Source organism: Streptomyces sp. NPDC046712 (assembly GCF_040645695.1).
In the GTDB taxonomy this organism is placed as follows: Bacteria; Actinomycetota; Actinomycetes; order Streptomycetales; family Streptomycetaceae; genus Streptomyces.
This window is the reverse complement of record NZ_JBEYYW010000002.1, coordinates 321919-338372: the sequence shown is the minus strand read 5'-3', so window position 1 is coordinate 338372 and position 16454 is coordinate 321919. Positions and strand designations below refer to the sequence as shown.

Below are 16454 nucleotides of genomic sequence, written 5' to 3'. Positions count from 1 at the left end.
TGCGCCCGACCCCCAGGCCCAGGTCGGCCCGCGCCCCACCCCCGCGGCCCGGGCCCCGAGGGCAGCGCCTACAGCCGCTGAATGATGGTGCCGGTCGCCAGCGCCCCCCCGGCGCACATCGTGATGAGCGCGAACTCCTTGTCCGTACGCTCCAGTTCATGCAGGGCCGTGGTGATCAGCCGCGCCCCGGTCGCGCCGACGGGGTGACCCAGCGCGATGGCACCGCCGTTGACGTTGACCTTCTCGAGATCCTGGTCGAAGACCTGCGCCCAGCTCAGCACCACCGAGGCGAAAGCCTCGTTGATCTCGACGAGGTCGATGTCCCTGAGCGACATGCCGGCCTTGCCGAGGACGGCGCGGGTGGCGTCGATCGGTCCGTCGAGGTGGAAGTGCGGGTCGGAGCCGACGAGGGCCTGGGCGACGATCCGGGCGCGGGGCCTGAGCTTGAGGGCGCGGGCCATGCGCTTGGAGGCCCACATGAGCGCGCAGGCGCCGTCGGAGATCTGGGAGGAGTTGCCGGCGGTGTGGACGGCGGTCGGCATGACCGGCTTGAGCCGGGCGAGCGCCTCCATGCTGGTGTCGCGCAGGCCCTCGTCGCGGTCCACCAGCCGCCACATGCCCTGCCCCGCGGCCTGTTCCTCCTCGGTGGTCGGGACCTGGACGGCGAAGGTCTCGCGCTTGAACCGCTCCTCGGACCAGGCGTTCGCGGCGCGTTCCTGGGAGAGCAGACCGAGCGAGTCGACCCGTTCGCGGGTGAGGCCGCGGTGCCGGGCGATGCGCTCGGCGGCCTCGAACTGGTTGGGCAGGTCGACGTTCCACTCGTCCGGCCAGGGTTTTCCGGGTCCGTGCTTGGAGCCGGAGCCCAGCGGGACGCGCGACATGGCCTCGACCCCGCAGCTGATGCCGATGTCGATGACCCCCGAGGCGATCATGTTGGCGACCATATGGCTCGCCTGCTGCGAGGAACCGCACTGACAGTCGACGGTTGTGGCGGCGGTCTCGTAGGGAAGTCCCATGGTGAGCCAGGCGTTGCGCGCCGGGTTCATGGACTGCTCGCCGGCGTGGGTGACGGTGCCGCCGACGATCTGCTCGACACAGTCGGCGTGGATGCCGGTGCGTCCGAGGAGTTCGCGGTAGGTCTCGCCCAGGAGGTAGGCGGGGTGCAGATTGGCGAGCGCGCCTCCACGCTTGCCGATGGGGGTGCGTACTGCTTCGACGATGACGGGTTCCGCGGCCATGAGCTCGTCCTCTCCTCGCCCGGGCGGGGTGTCCCGGCACTCCGCGACGGGGGCGGTACGGGGAACTAGTACGCGTTCTAGTTCTGAGTGAAGTCTTATGACTGCTACCGCCGGTACGCAAGGGTTGTGCACGCACCCGCGTGCACCGATTACCGGCAACAGTTCCCGCCGCATCCCTTGCGACTTGTAGAACCCGTTACTACCTTGCGACCACCTTCTGATGGACCGTCAGACACGCGGCGGACAAGCGTGCCTCAGACATGGAGTGTGTTGCCGATGCCCTGCCCTCACCTCCCCGAAGGGTTCGACGCCACCGACCCCGATCTGCTCCAGAGCCGCATCCCCTTCCCGGAGTTCGCGCGCCTGCGGCAGACGGCACCCGTCTGGTGGTGCCCTCAGCCGCGCGGCATCACCGGCTTCGACGACGAGGGCTACTGGGCCGTCACCCGGCACGCGGACGTCAAGTACGTCTCCACGCACCCCGAGCTGTTCTCCTCCACGGAGAACACGGCCGTCATCCGCTTCAACCAGCACATCACCCGGGACCAGATCGAGGTCCAGAAGCTGATCATGCTCAACATGGACCCGCCCGAGCACACCCGCGTCCGCCAGATCGTCCAGCGCGGCTTCACCCCCCGCGCGATACGGACCCTGGAGACGGCCCTGCGCGAGCGCGCACAAAAGATCGTCGAGGAGGCGAGGCGCAACGCTGACGGCGGGGACGGCTCCTTCGACTTCGTCACCCAGGTCGCGGTCGAGCTGCCCCTCCAGGCGATCGCCGAACTCATCGGCGTACCGCAGGAGGACCGCGCCCGGATCTTCGACTGGTCGAACAAGATGGTCGCGTACGACGATCCCGAGTACGCCATCACCGAGGAGATCGGCGCCGAGGCCGCCATGGAGCTCATCGGCTACTCGATGAACCTGGCGGCCGCACGCAAGGAGTGCCCCGCCAAGGACATCGTGACCCAGCTCGTCGCCGCCGAGGGCCAGGGCAACCTCTCCTCGGACGAGTTCGGCTTCTTCGTGCTGCTGCTCGCGGTGGCCGGCAACGAGACCACCCGCAACGCCATCAGCCACGGCATGTACGCCTTCCTCACCCACCCCGAGCAGTGGGACCTCTTCAAGCGGGAGCGGCCGGCGACCGCCGCGGAGGAGATCGTGCGCTGGGCGACCCCGGTGGTCTCCTTCCAGCGGACGGCGACCCAGGACACCGAGCTCGGCGGCCAGAAGATCCGCAAGGGCGACCGGATCGGGCTCTTCTACTCCTCCGCCAACAACGACCCCGAGGTCTTCGAGAACCCGGAGACCTTCGACATCACGCGCGACCCGAACCCGCATCTCGGCTTCGGCGGCGGAGGCCCGCACTTCTGCCTCGGCAAGTCGCTCGCCATCAACGAGATCGAGCTGATCTTCAACGCGCTCGCGGACGTCCTGCCCGACCTGACGCTCGCGGGCGAACCGCGCCGGCTGCGCGCGGCCTGGCTGAACGGGATCAAGGAGTTGCAGGTCCGGGTCGGCTCCTGACACAGGCTGCCGCCAGAGGCTCCTGACAGACCGGGAGGCGGGAGCTCAATCCCCCTACGCCTGGGGCTCCCGCCTCCCGCCGGCCCTGAAGCCCCCGAGAAACCCGACCCCCTGGGCCCTCGGACCTCCGAGGACCCCGGAACCGGATCTTCGTGCTCCGCGTCTGAGGGGGCATGCGGGGGACACACAGAATTCTGGCCATGATCGTCGCGCTGCTCGCGCTCCAGCTCGGCTCACTGATCGCACCGGCGTACGCCTGCGGCTGCGGCGCCATGATCCCGGACCGAAACCAGCGCATCGGCGTCGACCGGGAGACCTCGGCCGTGCGCTGGGACGGCCGTACGGAACAGATCGTCATGCGCTTCACCGTGCAGGGGAACGCCGAACGGGCCGCCTGGATCATGCCCGTACCCGGCCGGGCCGACGTCGCCCTCGGCGACCCCGAGCTCTTCGACGAACTCGAACGGCTCACCCGCCCGGAGCACAAGGACCGGCACTACTTCTGGCCGCGCGCGAAGGACTGGCCCTTCGACAGCGACGTGGACGGTGCCGGCGCCGCCGCACCGCCCCGCCCCGGCGCGGTCGGGGTCGTCGGCCGCGAACGCCTCGGCCCCTTCGACGTGGCGCGACTGACCGCCACCGACCCGAAGGCGCTGAGCGGCTGGCTGGAGAAGAACGGCTTCCAGCTCTCCGACCGGCTCGCGACCGAACTGCGGCCGTACGTCGAGCAGAAGTGGGAGTACGTCGCGGTGCGCCTGGCGCCCGACGCGGACGGCACGGCGCTCCGGGGCGAGCTCGACCCGCTGCGGATCAGCTTCGCCAGCGACCGGCTGATCTATCCCATGCGGCTCTCCCGCCTCGCGAAGACCCATCAGTCCCTCGGCCTGTACGTCCTCGCCGACCACCGCATGGAGCCGCGCGACGACATCGGCGGGCGGGAGCCCGAGGTGACCTTCGCGGGCGGGATCGAGGAGACGAAGGGCGCGGTGGCCGCGCTCACCGGCGGGCGCCCGGTCTATCTGACCGCCCTGGACCAGGAGTTCCCCGAACCCTCGCGGATCGACGGCGACCACGAACTGAGGACGGTCGCCGACACCCCGTACCGCGAAGTGATCTATCACGACCGGCTCCTCACGGTCGGCGACGGGATCCCGGTCTGGCTCCTGACGGTGGTGGGCGTGCTGGTGGCGGCCGTCGGCACGACCGTCGCGGTACGCGTCCGACGGCGTCGCCCTGCGGTACGTTCGGCCGCATGACCACCGATCAGTGGACCACCGTCGACCGCTACCTCACCGACCTGCTCGCCCCGGCCGACGAGGCGCTCGCCGCGACGCTCGCCGACTCGCGGGCCGCCGGACTCCCCGAGATCGCCGTCGCCCCCAACCAGGGCAAACTGCTGCACCTGCTCGTCGCGATGCAGGGCGCGCGCACGGTCCTGGAGATCGGCACACTCGGCGGGTACAGCACGATCTGGATGGCCAGGGCGCTGCCCGCCGACGGCCGGATGATCACGCTGGAGTACAACCCGGACCACGCGGACGTGGCCCGCGCCAACATCGCCCGGGCCGGCCTCGACACGATCGTCGAGGTCCGGACGGGCGCGGCCCTGGACACCCTGCCGAAGCTGGAGGCGGAGGGCGCGGGCCCGTTCGACTTCGTCTTCATCGACGCCGACAAGGTGAACAACCCGCACTACGTGGAGTGGGCGCTGCGGCTCTCCCGCCCCGGCACAGTCATCGTCGTCGACAACGTGGTGCGCGGCGGCAAGATCGCCGAGGAGCACCCCGACGACGCGGCCATCACCGGCACCCGCGCGATGTTCGAACTGATCTCGCGCGAACCCCGGTTGGACGCGACGGCGCTCCAGACGGTGGGCGTGAAGGGCTACGACGGGCTGCTGCTCGCCCGCGTCGTGGCGTAGCGGGGCGCGCTCGACTGCCAGCCGGCGAAGAGCGGCACCTCGCCCGAGGCGTCGAGCACGGCCACCCCGAAGGGCCGGTCGAAGGCGACCCGAGCGATCAGCTCGTGGCGGGGCGGCGCGGCGCCGCGGGTCATCGCGACGACGGTGACTGCGGCGGCCTCCACGCCCTGCTCGGCGACCTCGACGAGGGCCTCCTGGACGGCGGCGGAGATCCACAGCGGCCGCTCGGCCGACAGCCCCGTGAAGTCGGCCTCGGGCCGGATCGCGGACGCGACACCCAGGACGTCGAGCCGCGCGTGCACATCGGTCTCCATCCGCAAGGAGAAGCGCGGCAGCGCGAGATCGACGCCCTCCGCGGCCACCGGCTTCCGCCGCTCGTCCGGCGCCCAGGCCGCGGGCAGCACCTCGGCGGCCTCCGCGCCCTCGGGCCCGAGGACGAAGCGGACCAGCGGGCCCCGCTCCCCCTCGCACGGCAGCTCCACCACGGTCGCCCCGTCCACGGTCCACACCCAGCGAGCGGGCACCAGCTGACGCATCGTCGGTACGGGAACGGTGTCGCCGTACACGTCCGTGAAGGGCTCGTCCCGGGTCAGGGCCGCGTTGAACTCCGCCCGCCACGATGCCTTCAGGGCGAGAGCGTTGACCAGGACGAGCGCCTCGGAACCGTCGAGCGCGAGCGGCAGCCGCTCGATCCGGCCGCCGGTGGACTCCCGTACCCACGCGTCGAGCCGCGCCTGGGCGTCCCGTTCGAGCGCCCCGAACCCGATGTCCGGCAGCGCGTCCGCGTACGCACGCAGCAGCGGAATCCGGCTCCACACCCCGGTCGCCACCTCCAGCGCCTCGGTCCGCGCCAGTTCGCGCGCCACGGCCGTCACCGCTTCGGCCGCCTCCTCGCCCGCGACCCCGAGCACCGCCCGCAGCTCCTCGGCGGTCTCCCCACGCGCCCCGGCCGCCACAGCGCCGAGCGCCAGCCACAGCCCGGCGGGCGAGCAGACGAAGTCCTCCTCGCCGAGGTGCGGCAGCCACCGCTCGCCGAGGACGCGCACGGCCCCTGCGCGCGTGCTCAGTTCCGTACCACTCATATCCTGCCCTTCATGAGCATCGTGAAGATCAACGTCCTGACCGTCCCGGCCGAACAGCGCGAGGTTCTCGAGCAGCGCTTCGCGTCCCGCGCCGGGGCCGTGGAGGGCTCCGACGGCTTCGAGTGGTTCGAGCTGCTGCGTCCGCTGGAGGGTACGGACCAGTACCTGGTGTACACCCGCTGGCGCAGTGAGGAGGACTTCCAGAACTGGATGAGCGGTTCCATGAAGGCCGCCCACGGCGGCGGAGGCGGCGGCGCCGAGGACCGCCCGAAGCCGGCCGCGACCGGCTCCACGCTCTGGTCGTTCGAGGTCGTCCAGCAGGCGTCCCCCAAGCAGGACTGACACTCCGCCGGCGTCCGGTGACCCGCCGCGCCCGCGGCACGGGCGCCGGCACCCTGTGGAACCGCCCCGTCCGAGGGTGTCGGAGGACCGAAATACGGGCGACGAGTCCCGCTCGCGCGACCCACAATGGCCCGCATGACCTGGACTTTCTCTCCCGAGCGCGTCGACACCCCGGACGCCACCGCCCTGCGCCGCGACTACTACGACGATGTCGCGAGCCGCTACTGGAAGCGCCCCGCGACCGAGGCGGAGATCGACGAGGGGCTGACGAACGACGGCGTGGAGCTGCTGACCCCGCCCACCGGCCAGTTCCTGGTGTGCCGTTACGAGGGGAAGGCGGCCGGCTGCGGTGGCGTGCTGCTGCTCGACGAGGAACGCGCCGAGCTGACCCGGGTGTTCCTGCGCCACGCGTTCCGGGGCACGGGCGGCGCCGGGGCCCTGCTGGGGCATCTGGAGGACGCGGCCCGTGAGCTGGGCGCGCGCCGGATGGTCCTCAACACCCGTCTCGACCTGATCGAGGCGCGCACGCTCTACACCCGCCACGGGTACGCGGAGATCCCGGCGTACTGCGAGGGCCCGTACATGGACATCTGGTACGGCAAGGAGCTCTGACCGCTACGCGTGATGGTCGCGCGGCGGCTCGGGCGCGTGGGGCCGTTCCCCGTCCGAGCCGCAGAGCTCGGCCGTCAGCTCCTCCACCAGTTGCACCAGGTCCGTGGGCCGGTCCGGCCCCCACCAGTCCCCGAGCAGCTCGGCGAGCGACTCCTCTCGCGCCTTCGCGAGCTTCGCCGCGGCCTCGACGCCCTCCTCCGTGAGGATCAGCTGAAGCCCCTCCCGGCGCGCGAGGCGGCGCTCCTCGACCTGGCGGGACGCCTCGGTGACGACCCGCAGCGGTACGGGGGTGGTCTCGGCGAGCCGGGCCGGCTCCACGGTCCCGTGGCGGCGGATCCGCAGCAGCAGCCAGCTCGCGGCGGGCAGCAGATCGAGCCCGGCCTTCGCCGTGATGTTCACGTAGATCGCCCTGCGTCCCTCGCGTGAAGCGAGCAGGGACAGGGCGCGGCAGCACTCGTCGTACGAGGAGCGCTCCACCGGGTTGGAGGCCAGCGTCTGGCTGTTGTCGGGGGCGGTGACCGACCCCCGCAGCTTGTCCTCCTTGAGGAACCAGGAGACCACGAAGGCGACGAGGACCACGGGCGCCGCGTAGAGGAAGACGTCGGTGATGGAGGTCGAGTACGCGTGCAGGACCTGTGGCCGCAGCTCGGGCGGGAGTGCGGTGATGCCGCGCGGGTCGGCCGCGATCTGTTCGGGGCCGGTCCCCGGGGGCAGCGGCTGCCCGGCGAGGATGTCGTCCAGCTTGCTGTTGAGCCGGTTGGTGAAGATCGTGCCGAAGACCGCGACGCCGAACGAGGCTCCGATGGACCGGAAGAAGGTGGCGCCCGAGGTGGCGACACCGAGGTCCTGGTACGAGACGGCGTTCTGCACGACCAGGACGAGGACCTGGATGACGAGGCCGAGTCCGGCGCCGAACACGAAGAAGTAGAAGCTCATCTCCCAGGTGGAGCTGGTCTCCGTCAGCTCGTTGAGCAGCAGCAGCCCGAGGGCCGTGATGCCGGTTCCCGCGATGGGGAAGACCTTCCAGCGCCCGGTGCGCGAGACGATCTGACCGGAGGTGGTGGACATGATGAACATGCCGAGGACCATGGGCAGCATGTGCACGCCGGACATGGTCGGGGTGACGCCCTGGACGACCTGGAGGAAGGTCGGCAGATAGGTCATCGCGCCGAACATCGCGAAGCCCACGACGAAGCTGATGACCGAGACGAGGGTGAACGTCCGGATCCGGAAGAGTTTCAGCGGCAGGACGGGCTCGGCGGCGCGCTGCTCGACGTACACGAACCACACCAGGAGCACGGCGCCGAGGACGGCGAGCCCGATGATCTGGGGGGACCCCCAGTCCCAGGTGGTGCCGCCGAGGGAGGCCACGAGGACGAGGCAGGTGGCGACCGAGGCGATGAGGAAGGTGCCGAGGTAGTCGATGGTGTGCCGGGTGCCGCGTACCGGGATGTGCAGCACGGCGGCGATGACGAAGAGGGCGACGACACCGATCGGCAGGTTGATGTAGAAGACCCAGCGCCAGGAGAGGTGTTCGGTGAACAGCCCGCCGAGCAGCGGGCCGAGGACGCTGGTGGTACCGAAGACGGCGCCGAACATCCCCTGGTACCTGCCGCGTTCCCGGGGCGGGACGAGGTCGCCGACGATGGCCATCGACAGGACCAGGAGACCGCCGCCGCCGAGACCCTGGAGGGCACGGAAGCCGATGAGCTGCGGCATGTTCTGCGCGATGCCGCAGAGGGCGGAGCCGACGAGGAAGATGACGATGGCGGCCTGGAAGAGCTTCTTGCGGCCGTACTGGTCGCCGAGCTTGCCCCACAGGGGGGTCGCCGCGGTCGACGCGAGCATGTAGGCGGTGACGACCCAGGAGAGGTGCTCCATGCCGCCGAGTTCGCTGACGATGGTCGGCAGGGCGGTGGACACGATGGTCTGGTCGAGTGCGGCGAGCAGCAGGCCGAGCAGCAGCGCACCGATCGCGACGACGACGTTCCGGTGACTCTGCCCTTCCCCCGGCGCGGGGTCGCCGCCGACGTCCGGCGAACGTACTTCCTGGGCCATGGGCACTCTCCTCGGGTCCGTACCACCCCATCCTGATTGTTATGTCCGGTTATGGCCTGCCGAGGGAACTGCTGTTCACCTGACCGAGCGGGGCGGCCTGCATAATCGCTCGCAGTTGGAATGGGGAGGGGACCCACAGTGGTCGGACACGTCTGTCCTGAATGCGGTGTAGAGAGAAGACCGGGCTGCGCCTGCGTCCAGGCGGAGATCGCCGCGGCGGAGGACTTCGATCCGTTGCGGATCCGGCCGTACGTGACGCTGGACGCGCCGGAGCCGGGCACGTACGAGGCGCCGGAGATGCCGCCCGTACCGGCACCTGAGCCGGTACCTGGATCCGTGCCGGTACCTCAGCCGGTGCCTGGACCGGTACCGGTACCTCAGCCGGTGCCTGGACCAGTACCAGTACCTCAGCCGGCGCCTGGACCAGTACCGGTAGCTGAACCCGCGTCCGGGGCCGTACCGGTGCCCGATCCGGCACCGGCACCGGGTCACGTACCCGCGCCCGTCCCCGTACCTGATCCCGTGCCGCCGCAGCCGTTGGCGCAGCCGGCCGGGGACCCTTCCGAGACCATGCCGCTGCTGCTGCCCGGGATCGGCGTCGGCGCCGATCGGGACGCCGTCGCGTACGACGACTACGACGACTACGACCGGTACGACGAGCCGGAGCCGCGGCCCGCCACGCGCCGGCGCGGCGCGATCGTGGCGCTCGCGGCGGCGGTCGCGGTCGCGGTCGTCGCCACGGCGGCCGTCGCGACCGGCCTGCTGGACGACGGCGGCGAGACGGACGACCGCGCGGCCGTACCCACGGTCACCACGAGCGCGTCGGAGAACATCGCCGTCTCCGAGGAGCCGTCCACCCCGCCGTCCACCTCTGCCTCGGCGTCGGCGTCGGCGTCGCGGACCGCCTCGGCGTCTCCCTCGCCCTCCGCCGTCCGGACCACGCAGGTCACCACCACCGCGCCGGCCGCGCCGCCGCCCCCCACGGCCACCCGGACCACTTCCGCGCCCACCCCCACGGCCACGGAGGAATCACCGGGCCCGACCCTGCGGTACGGGGACTCCGGGGCCGAGGTCGAGGAGCTGCAGCGGCGGCTCACGCAGGCATGGGCCTACAACGGCCCAATCGACGGCCAGTACTCCAGGCAGGTGCGGCGCGCGGTCGAGAAGTTCCAGGATTGGCAGTACATCGAGGAGGACGAGAAGGGCGTGTACGGGCCGGAGACGCGTGAGGCGCTGGAGGCGCAGACGGCGGGCTGAGGTCCTCTCGGGCTGGGGTCCGAGGTCCTCACGGGCTGGGGTCCGAGGTCCTCGCGGGCTGGGATCCGAGGTTCTCCGAGGCTCCCTGACGTCCTAACGAGGCCCCCTGACACCCTACGAGGTCCGCGATGCGGGACGGATTGGCGGAGACGGCCCCGCGTTTTGTATCGTGGAGAAACAAAGTGGCCCCGCCCGCACTCCCTGACCGGTGGGCGGGACCGCTCTGTTCTCCTCCCACCCCTCTGGAGACCCTTGATGCCCGCCATCACCCCGGCCACGCTCACGACCCGCGCCCTCCTCCTGGACATGGACGGCACCCTCGTCAACTCGGACGCCGTCGTCGAGCGCTGCTGGCGCCGCTGGGCCGTCCGGCACGGGCTGGACCCCGAGCAGGCGCTCAAGGTGGTCCACGGCCGCCAGGGGTACGCGACGATGGCCGTCCTCCTCCCCGACCGGCCCATGGAGCAGAACTACGCGGACAACCGGGCGATGCTGGCGGAGGAGACCGCCGACCTCGACGGTGTCGTGCCCGTCCCTGGCGCCCCTGCTTTCATGGACGCCATAGCCGGCCTCCCGCACGCCCTGGTGACCTCGGCGGACGAGGCTCTCGCCCAGGCCCGGATGGGCGCGGCGGCGCTGCGGATGCCGGAGACCCGGGTCACGGCGGAGCGGGTCGGCGCGAGCAAGCCGGACCCGGAGGGCTTCCTCAAGGGCGCGGCGGAACTGGGCTTCGACCCGGCCGACTGCGTGGTCTTCGAGGACTCCGAGGCCGGCATCCAGGCCGGGCGCGCGGCGGGGATGCGGGTGGTGGGCGTGGGCCCGAGGGCGGCGGCCTTCGCCCCGGACGTCCACGTCATGGACCTCACGACGCTGACGGTCGAGCGCCTCTCCGACGGCATGATCCACCTGACGTTCTCGGCGTAACGACCCACCGGCCCCGCCCACCGGCCCCCGGAGCCGTCCGCGGATGGGACCGGGGCCCCGAGGGCCGGCCCTCACAGGTCACCCGGTCAGCCGCCCGCTCCAGGGCCACGCGCCAGAGCGCCCCGCGCCACCAGTTCCAGAACCGCTGCCGCGGCCACCGCCTGGACCACCAGCAGCGCCACCAGGACGAACAGCTGCACCGCCCCCGCCTGCCACGGTGACGCCCCGCTCAGCAGCATGCCCACGAACGCGCCCGGCAGCGTGACGAGCCCCACCGTCCGCGTCTGGTCGAGACCCGGCAGCAGAGCGTCCGACGCCGCCCGCCGCGCCACCTCGAGACGCGCCTCCCGTTCGAGGAGCCCGAGGGCGAGCCCCGCCTCCACCTCGCCCCGCCGCGTCTCGAGCTCGTCCAGCGCGCGCCGCCCGCCGAGGACGGTGGCCGTCAGCGCGCCGCCGATGAGGATGCCGGTCACGGGGATGAGCGCCACCCCCCGCACCGGTACGAGCCCGGTGAGCACGAGCGCCCCGACGACCGGCACCACACCCGCCGCGATCGGTACGCCGGCCCACCACCAGCCGCGCCCCGGGGACGGCACCACCCGCCGCCCGGCCGTCCACACCGCCACCCCGTACATCAGCAGCAGGAAGCCGAGCAGCAGCGGCAGATACCGCGTCACCCAGCCGATCACGAGCGACACCACGATCAGCTGGACCGCCGCACGTCCACCCGCGACCAGGGTGTCGCGAGCGCGCCCGAGCCGAGCGACAGCGACGACGCCCGCCGCCACGACGAGCAGAACGGCGAGAACCACCCCAAAGGTGACGTTCACTTCCAGAAGCACACGCCAACCCTAGGACCGAAAAACGGAACTGTCGTTCCGTCACACCCCTTGATGTGACGTGCCCATGTCGCCACTCTGTTACCTGGCGCACCCCCCACAGAAACCTGGCGCCGCCACGATGACCGGGCCGTCCGGCACCCGCCTGGGGACGACACGGCCAAGGTCCCCCCACATCAAGGGAGTTCGCATGCTCGCCGCAAGCGTCTACGCGCGTCGAATAACCCGTCGCGCGACCGTACTCGCCGCCACCGCCGCCCTCTCCGTGACCGGCCTCCTCGCCACCGCCCCCACCGCCCAGGCGGCCATGCCGACCCCGGTCAGCGCGGCCACCGCCCGCACCTACCTCGCCTCCCTCACGGTGAAGGCGGAAGGTTCCTCCTCCGGCTACAGCCGTGATCTCTTCCCGCACTGGATCACCCAGTCCGGCGCATGCAACACCCGCGAGGTCGTCCTCAAGCGCGACGGCGTGAACGTCGTCCAGGACTCCAGCTGCGCCGCGGTCAGCGGCAGTTGGTACTCCGAGTACGACGGCGCCACCTGGACCGCCTCCGCCGACCTCGACATCGACCACGTCGTGGCGCTGGCCGAGGCATGGCGCTCCGGCGCGAACTCCTGGACGACCGCCAAGCGCCAGCAGTTCGCCAACGACCTGACCCGCCCGCAGCTCATCGCGGTGACGGACAACGTCAACCAGGCCAAGAGCGACCTCGACCCGGCGGAGTGGCTGCCGCCGCGGACCGCGTACCGCTGCACGTACGCCCGCGCGTGGGTCCACACGAAGTACTACTGGGGCCTGAGCGTCGACTCGGCCGAGAAGAGCGCCCTCCAGTCGGTCCTGAACGGCTGCTGAGAACGCTTCCAGCTCCCCTCCGTCGTTCCGTACCGTACGGCGGGACGACGGAGGAGGATCACGATGGCGGCGGGACTCAGACTCGGACCACTGCTGCGGTACGTCGACGGGGTGACGGGCGACTCCGCGACGATCTGGATCGAGGCCGACCGCCCGTGCACGGCGGAGGCCCGGTGCGCCTCCGGCGCCGGCGGCAGCACACGCACCTTCCAGATCGCCGGCCACCACTACGCCGTGATCCCGGTGGCCGGTCTGACACCCGGCACGACGACGGAGTACGAGATACGGCTCGACGGCCGCCCGGTCTGGCCCCTGCCCGACTCGCGCTTCCCGCCGAGCACCATCCGCACGCCGGCACCCGGTGACGGCGTCGCCGTCGGGTTCGGCTCGTGCCGCTGGGCGGCGAAGCCCGCGGCGGGCCACGACCCGGTCGGCCCGGACGCCCTGGACACGCTGGCGACACATCTGGCCACCCACGCCGACGCCGAACGCCCCGACGTGCTCCTGCTGTTGGGCGACCAGGTGTACGCGGACGAGACCTCGGCCGCCACCCGCCGCTGGCTCGCCGCCCGCCGGGACCCGCGCGACCCTCCGGGCTCGGAGGTCGGGGAGTACGAGGAGTACACCCGGCTCTACGACGAGTCCTGGCAGGACCCCGAGGTCCGCTGGCTGCTCTCCACCGTGCCGAGCTGCATGATCTTCGACGATCACGACGTCATCGACGACTGGAACACGAGCGCCGCCTGGCTGACACGGATGCGCGCCACGCACTGGTGGCGCGAGCGGGTGCTGAGCGGGCTGATGTCGTACTGGGTGTACCAGCACCTCGGCAACCTCTCCCCCGCGGAGCTGGCCGCCGATCCCCTGTACGCCGAGGTGTGCGCCGCCCCCGACGGCACGGACGCGCTGCGGCGGTTCGTGGCGGAGGCGGACGCCGATCCGGCATGTGTGCGCTGGAGTTACCGCAGGGACTTCGGCCGTACCCGGCTGGTGATGATCGACACGCGAGCGGCCCGCGTCCTGCGGGAGGACGGGCGGGCGATGCTGGACGAGGCCGAGGCGGCCTGGGTGCGGGAACAGGCGCTGGCCGACCGGGGCTCGTACGACCATCTACTCGTGGGCACCTCACTGCCCTGGCTGCTGCCGCCGCTGATCCATGACGCGGAGACCTGGAACGCGGCGCTGTGCCGGGGCGAACGCGGCGGTCCTGACGGGCGGTGGGCGCGGTTCGCGGAGAATCTGCGGCAGCGGGCGGACCTGGAGCACTGGGCGGCGTTCCCCTCGTCGTTCGAGGCCCTGACGCGTCTGCTCGCGGAGGCGGGCAGCGGCCCGCAGGCGCCGGCCACGGTGTGCGTGCTGTCGGGGGACGTCCATCACGCGTATGTGGCGGAGCCTCGATGGCCCGACGGCGAGCCCGAGGCGCGGGTGACGCAGCTGACCTGCTCCCCGCTCCACAACGCGATCCCGCGCCCGGTCCGCCTTGGCTTCCGCTTCGGCTGGAGCCGGGCGGGCCGCCGGCTCGGCCGCGCCCTGACCGCCCACGCGCACGCCGGTCCCGCGCCGGTCGGCTGGTCCAGAACGGGTGGGCCGTGGTTCGGCAACCAGCTGATGACCCTCACCCTGCGCGGCCGCTCGGCCCGGCTGACACTCACTCAGGCCCGCCGGGGCGGTCGCCTGGTGACCGTCGACGAGCGGACGCTCAGCGGCACTTGAGCCCGGGCCGCCGCCCGGCCGGACCGTGCGTGACGCTCGCCACAGATCACCGAATGACCGAATGTTGAACTTGCAAGTACTACTGAGGGATGCCTAACCTGACGGCCTCATCGGTTCCGTCCCCCACGTTCCGTTTCCCTCCGGAAGCGGACCGACCGAAGGAGTCCCGTCCCCATGAACAACCTGGCGAACCGCCTGAACCAGGTCCAGCCGTACGCGCTCGGCCTGTTCCGCATCGTCATAGGCCTGCTCTTCGCCTGCCACGGCGCCGCCTCGCTCTTCGGCGTCCTCGGCGGTGCGATGGGCGGTGGCACCGTGCCCGCCGGTACGTGGCCGGGCTGGTACGCGGCCGTGATCCAGCTCGTCGCCGGTGTGCTGGTGCTGGTCGGCCTGGGCTCCCGTACCGCCGCGTTCCTCGCCTCCGGCTCGATGGCGTACGCGTACTTCAAGGTCCACCAGCCCGAGGCGCTCTTCCCGCTCCAGAACAGCGGCGAGTCCGCGGCGCTGTTCTGCTGGGCGTTCCTGCTGATCGTCTTCACCGGCCCGGGCGCGCTGGCGCTCGACCGGCTCTTCGGCGCCCGCGGCGCCGACGCCGAGCAGCGCGAGAAGCAGGGCGCGCCGGTCGCCGCGTAACGCCCGCGCACCCTCGACGGAGTGGGGGCCGGGAACTGCCTGTGCGGTTTCCGGCCCCTGCCCCGTTTTCGCACCCCGCCGCCGCGTAGGCTCTGGCGCTGTGAACGTGCTCGACAGCATGGGGTCACTGAGGTCGTTGACCGCGGGCCCGTGGATCTACGCGGCGGTGGCCACGTCGGTACTTCTCGACGTCTTCCTGCCGGTGCTGCCGAGCGGGGTCCTGGTGATCACGGCCGCGACGGCGGCGGCGACCGCCACGGCGGCCTCGCCGGACGTCCCCTCCGTACTCCCCCTCCTCCTCTGCGCGGCGACGGCGTCGGTCCTCGGCGACTTCGTGGCGTACCGGCTGGCCTGGCGCGGCGGGGCCCGGCTGGACCGGGCGATCGCCCGCTCACGTCGGCTGACGGTCGCGCAGGAACGTCTCGGCGCCGCTCTGGCGCGCGGCGGAGGGCTGCTCGTGGTGATCGCGCGCTTCGCCCCGGCGGGCCGCTCGGTGGTCTCGCTGGGCGCGGGCGCGGCCCGGCGCCGGATCGTGGAGTTCCTGCCGTGGTCGGCGCTCGCGGGGGTGGCCTGGGCGGGCTACAGCGTGGCGCTCGGCTGGTTCGGCGGGCTGTGGCTGGGCGCGACCTGGTTCAGCGCGGGGGTCTCGATCCTCGCGCTCTTCCTGGCGGGCGCACTGGCCGCCTATGTCATACGGCGTCCGGCTGCGGCTCCCGCACCGGCTTCCTGAGCCCGCGCACCTCCAGGCCGTCGAGGAGCCTCGCGGTCGCCTCGGCGATCTCGTCCACGGCGTGGTCGAACACCTCGCGGTTGTGCGCGGCCGGGTGATGGAAGCCGGAGACCTTGCGGACGTACTGCAGGGCGGCGGCGCGGATGTCGTCCTCGGTGGCCTCTTCGGGGAGGGCGGGCGGTCGGAGGGTCTTGATGCTGCGGCACATGCCTCCAGTGTTGCGCGCCGGACTGACAACGTCAGGTCCGAGGCGGGGTGGGGCGTGGCGCCGTAGGGCGTGACGGACCGGCGAGGTCAGGTCCTGAGGCCCGGCTCCGTGGGGAGCGGCGGACCGGCGAGGTCAGCTCCCCAGGCCCGGTGCACCGACAACGCCAGCCCCCGAGGCCCGGCGCGCACCGCCAGTATCGCCCCCTGGGCGCGGTGCACTGCCGACGTCAGGCGCGCCCCGCGCTCTAGCCCCCGAGCCGCTCTAGCCCCCGAGCCCCCGTCTGCTCCGGGCGTTGATCTCCGCGGCGCGTGCCCGCAGCTCCCTCATGGGCGTGGCGAGCTGTACGTCCCCGGGTTCGGCCTCCCACTCGCGGCCGCCGTTGACGGGCCGGATCAGAAACCGGCCGGCGACGCTGTCCACGTAGAAGCCGACCCGCCCGGTGGCAGTGTCGCGTACGAGGTCACCGACCTCGGGCAAAGGCTGCACGAATCCCCTCCGTCCCGGAATCCCGGAGTCA

The 16454-nt window shown here is 71.9% G+C and carries 17 protein-coding genes; 11 read left to right on the top strand and 6 right to left on the bottom strand.

What is annotated here, in order from left to right:
• Positions 1 to 68 precede the first annotated feature (68 nt).
• The gene (locus tag ABZ939_RS03815) at positions 69 to 1238 is read right to left on the bottom strand and encodes a steroid 3-ketoacyl-CoA thiolase (protein WP_361848765.1); all 1170 of its coding nucleotides are present in this window, start codon (positions 1236 to 1238) and stop codon (positions 69 to 71) included.
• 276 nt (positions 1239 to 1514) lie between these two features.
• Here ABZ939_RS03815 and ABZ939_RS03810 point away from each other — a divergent pair, with 276 nt between their 5' ends.
• The 3 genes from ABZ939_RS03810 to ABZ939_RS03800 all read left to right on the top strand — a co-directional run bounded on the left by ABZ939_RS03810 (position 1515) and on the right by ABZ939_RS03800 (position 4686).
• Complete coding sequence (locus ABZ939_RS03810) at positions 1515 to 2765, top strand: cytochrome P450 (RefSeq protein ID WP_361848762.1); 1251 nt, start codon at positions 1515 to 1517, stop codon at positions 2763 to 2765.
• Between the two features lie 200 nt (positions 2766 to 2965).
• Positions 2966 to 4021 (top strand): DUF2330 domain-containing protein, encoded by a 1056-nt coding sequence (locus ABZ939_RS03805; RefSeq protein WP_361848759.1) that lies wholly within the window; start codon positions 2966 to 2968, stop codon positions 4019 to 4021.
• Positions 4018 to 4686 (top strand): O-methyltransferase, encoded by a 669-nt coding sequence (locus tag ABZ939_RS03800; RefSeq protein WP_361848756.1) that lies wholly within the window; start codon positions 4018 to 4020, stop codon positions 4684 to 4686. The genes ABZ939_RS03805 and ABZ939_RS03800 overlap by 4 nt, the downstream gene beginning before the upstream one ends.
• Here the strand turns inward: ABZ939_RS03800 and ABZ939_RS03795 are convergent.
• On the bottom strand, positions 4650 to 5768 hold the full coding sequence (locus ABZ939_RS03795; RefSeq protein ID WP_361848753.1) for a serpin family protein: 1119 nt from the start codon (positions 5766 to 5768) through the stop codon (positions 4650 to 4652). The two genes, ABZ939_RS03800 and ABZ939_RS03795, sit on opposite strands and share 37 nt — an antisense overlap.
• Before the next feature lie 12 nt (positions 5769 to 5780).
• Here ABZ939_RS03795 and ABZ939_RS03790 point away from each other — a divergent pair, with 12 nt between their 5' ends.
• Both ABZ939_RS03790 and ABZ939_RS03785 read left to right on the top strand, forming a co-directional pair.
• Entirely contained in the window at positions 5781 to 6110 is a 330-nt protein-coding gene (locus ABZ939_RS03790; RefSeq protein ID WP_361848750.1) for an antibiotic biosynthesis monooxygenase, read from the top strand.
• 126 nt (positions 6111 to 6236) lie between these two features.
• Positions 6237 to 6722, top strand: a complete 486-nt coding sequence (locus ABZ939_RS03785) for a GNAT family N-acetyltransferase (RefSeq protein ID WP_361848747.1) — start codon at positions 6237 to 6239, stop codon at positions 6720 to 6722.
• A gap of 3 nt (positions 6723 to 6725) precedes the next feature.
• Here the strand turns inward: ABZ939_RS03785 and ABZ939_RS03780 are convergent, their stop codons facing one another.
• Positions 6726 to 8780 (bottom strand): MFS transporter, encoded by a 2055-nt coding sequence (locus ABZ939_RS03780; protein ID WP_361848744.1) that lies wholly within the window; start codon positions 8778 to 8780, stop codon positions 6726 to 6728.
• 570 nt (positions 8781 to 9350) lie between these two features.
• Between ABZ939_RS03780 and ABZ939_RS03775 the strand changes: the two genes are divergently transcribed.
• Positions 9351 to 10037, top strand: a complete 687-nt coding sequence (locus ABZ939_RS03775; protein WP_361848741.1) for a peptidoglycan-binding domain-containing protein — start codon at positions 9351 to 9353, stop codon at positions 10035 to 10037.
• Positions 10038 to 10292: 255 nt separating this feature from the next.
• The gene (locus ABZ939_RS03770; protein ID WP_361848738.1) at positions 10293 to 10961 is read left to right on the top strand and encodes an HAD-IA family hydrolase; all 669 of its coding nucleotides are present in this window, start codon (positions 10293 to 10295) and stop codon (positions 10959 to 10961) included.
• Between the two features lie 86 nt (positions 10962 to 11047).
• On the opposite strand, the gene ABZ939_RS03765 is transcribed toward ABZ939_RS03770, so the two are convergent.
• Positions 11048 to 11803 carry an ABC transporter permease gene (locus ABZ939_RS03765; protein ID WP_361848735.1) on the bottom strand — a complete coding sequence of 252 codons (756 nt, stop codon included), beginning with the start codon at positions 11801 to 11803 and terminating at the stop codon, positions 11048 to 11050.
• Between the two features lie 187 nt (positions 11804 to 11990).
• On the opposite strand from ABZ939_RS03765, the gene ABZ939_RS03760 reads away from it, so the two are divergent.
• The 4 genes from ABZ939_RS03760 (at position 11991) to ABZ939_RS03745 (ending at position 15729) form a co-directional block, all read left to right on the top strand.
• Positions 11991 to 12653, top strand: coding sequence for an HNH endonuclease family protein (locus ABZ939_RS03760; protein WP_361848732.1), 663 nt, complete (start codon positions 11991 to 11993; stop codon positions 12651 to 12653).
• A gap of 63 nt (positions 12654 to 12716) precedes the next feature.
• The gene (locus tag ABZ939_RS03755) at positions 12717 to 14366 is read left to right on the top strand and encodes an alkaline phosphatase D family protein (RefSeq protein ID WP_361848729.1); all 1650 of its coding nucleotides are present in this window, start codon (positions 12717 to 12719) and stop codon (positions 14364 to 14366) included.
• 183 nt (positions 14367 to 14549) lie between these two features.
• A complete protein-coding gene (locus ABZ939_RS03750; RefSeq protein WP_361849128.1) occupies positions 14550 to 14999 on the top strand; it encodes a DoxX family protein in 450 nt (149 codons plus the stop codon).
• A 106-nt stretch (positions 15000 to 15105) separates the two neighbouring features.
• Positions 15106 to 15729 (top strand): VTT domain-containing protein, encoded by a 624-nt coding sequence (locus ABZ939_RS03745; RefSeq protein WP_361849125.1) that lies wholly within the window; start codon positions 15106 to 15108, stop codon positions 15727 to 15729.
• Here ABZ939_RS03745 and ABZ939_RS03740 read toward each other — a convergent pair.
• Both ABZ939_RS03740 and ABZ939_RS03735 read right to left on the bottom strand, forming a co-directional pair.
• Positions 15689 to 15937 (bottom strand): DUF2277 domain-containing protein, encoded by a 249-nt coding sequence (locus tag ABZ939_RS03740; RefSeq protein WP_361848726.1) that lies wholly within the window; start codon positions 15935 to 15937, stop codon positions 15689 to 15691. The two genes, ABZ939_RS03745 and ABZ939_RS03740, sit on opposite strands and share 41 nt — an antisense overlap.
• Before the next feature lie 261 nt (positions 15938 to 16198).
• Positions 16199 to 16423, bottom strand: coding sequence for a hypothetical protein (locus tag ABZ939_RS03735; RefSeq protein ID WP_361848723.1), 225 nt, complete (start codon positions 16421 to 16423; stop codon positions 16199 to 16201).
• Positions 16424 to 16454: the final 31 nt, after the last annotated feature.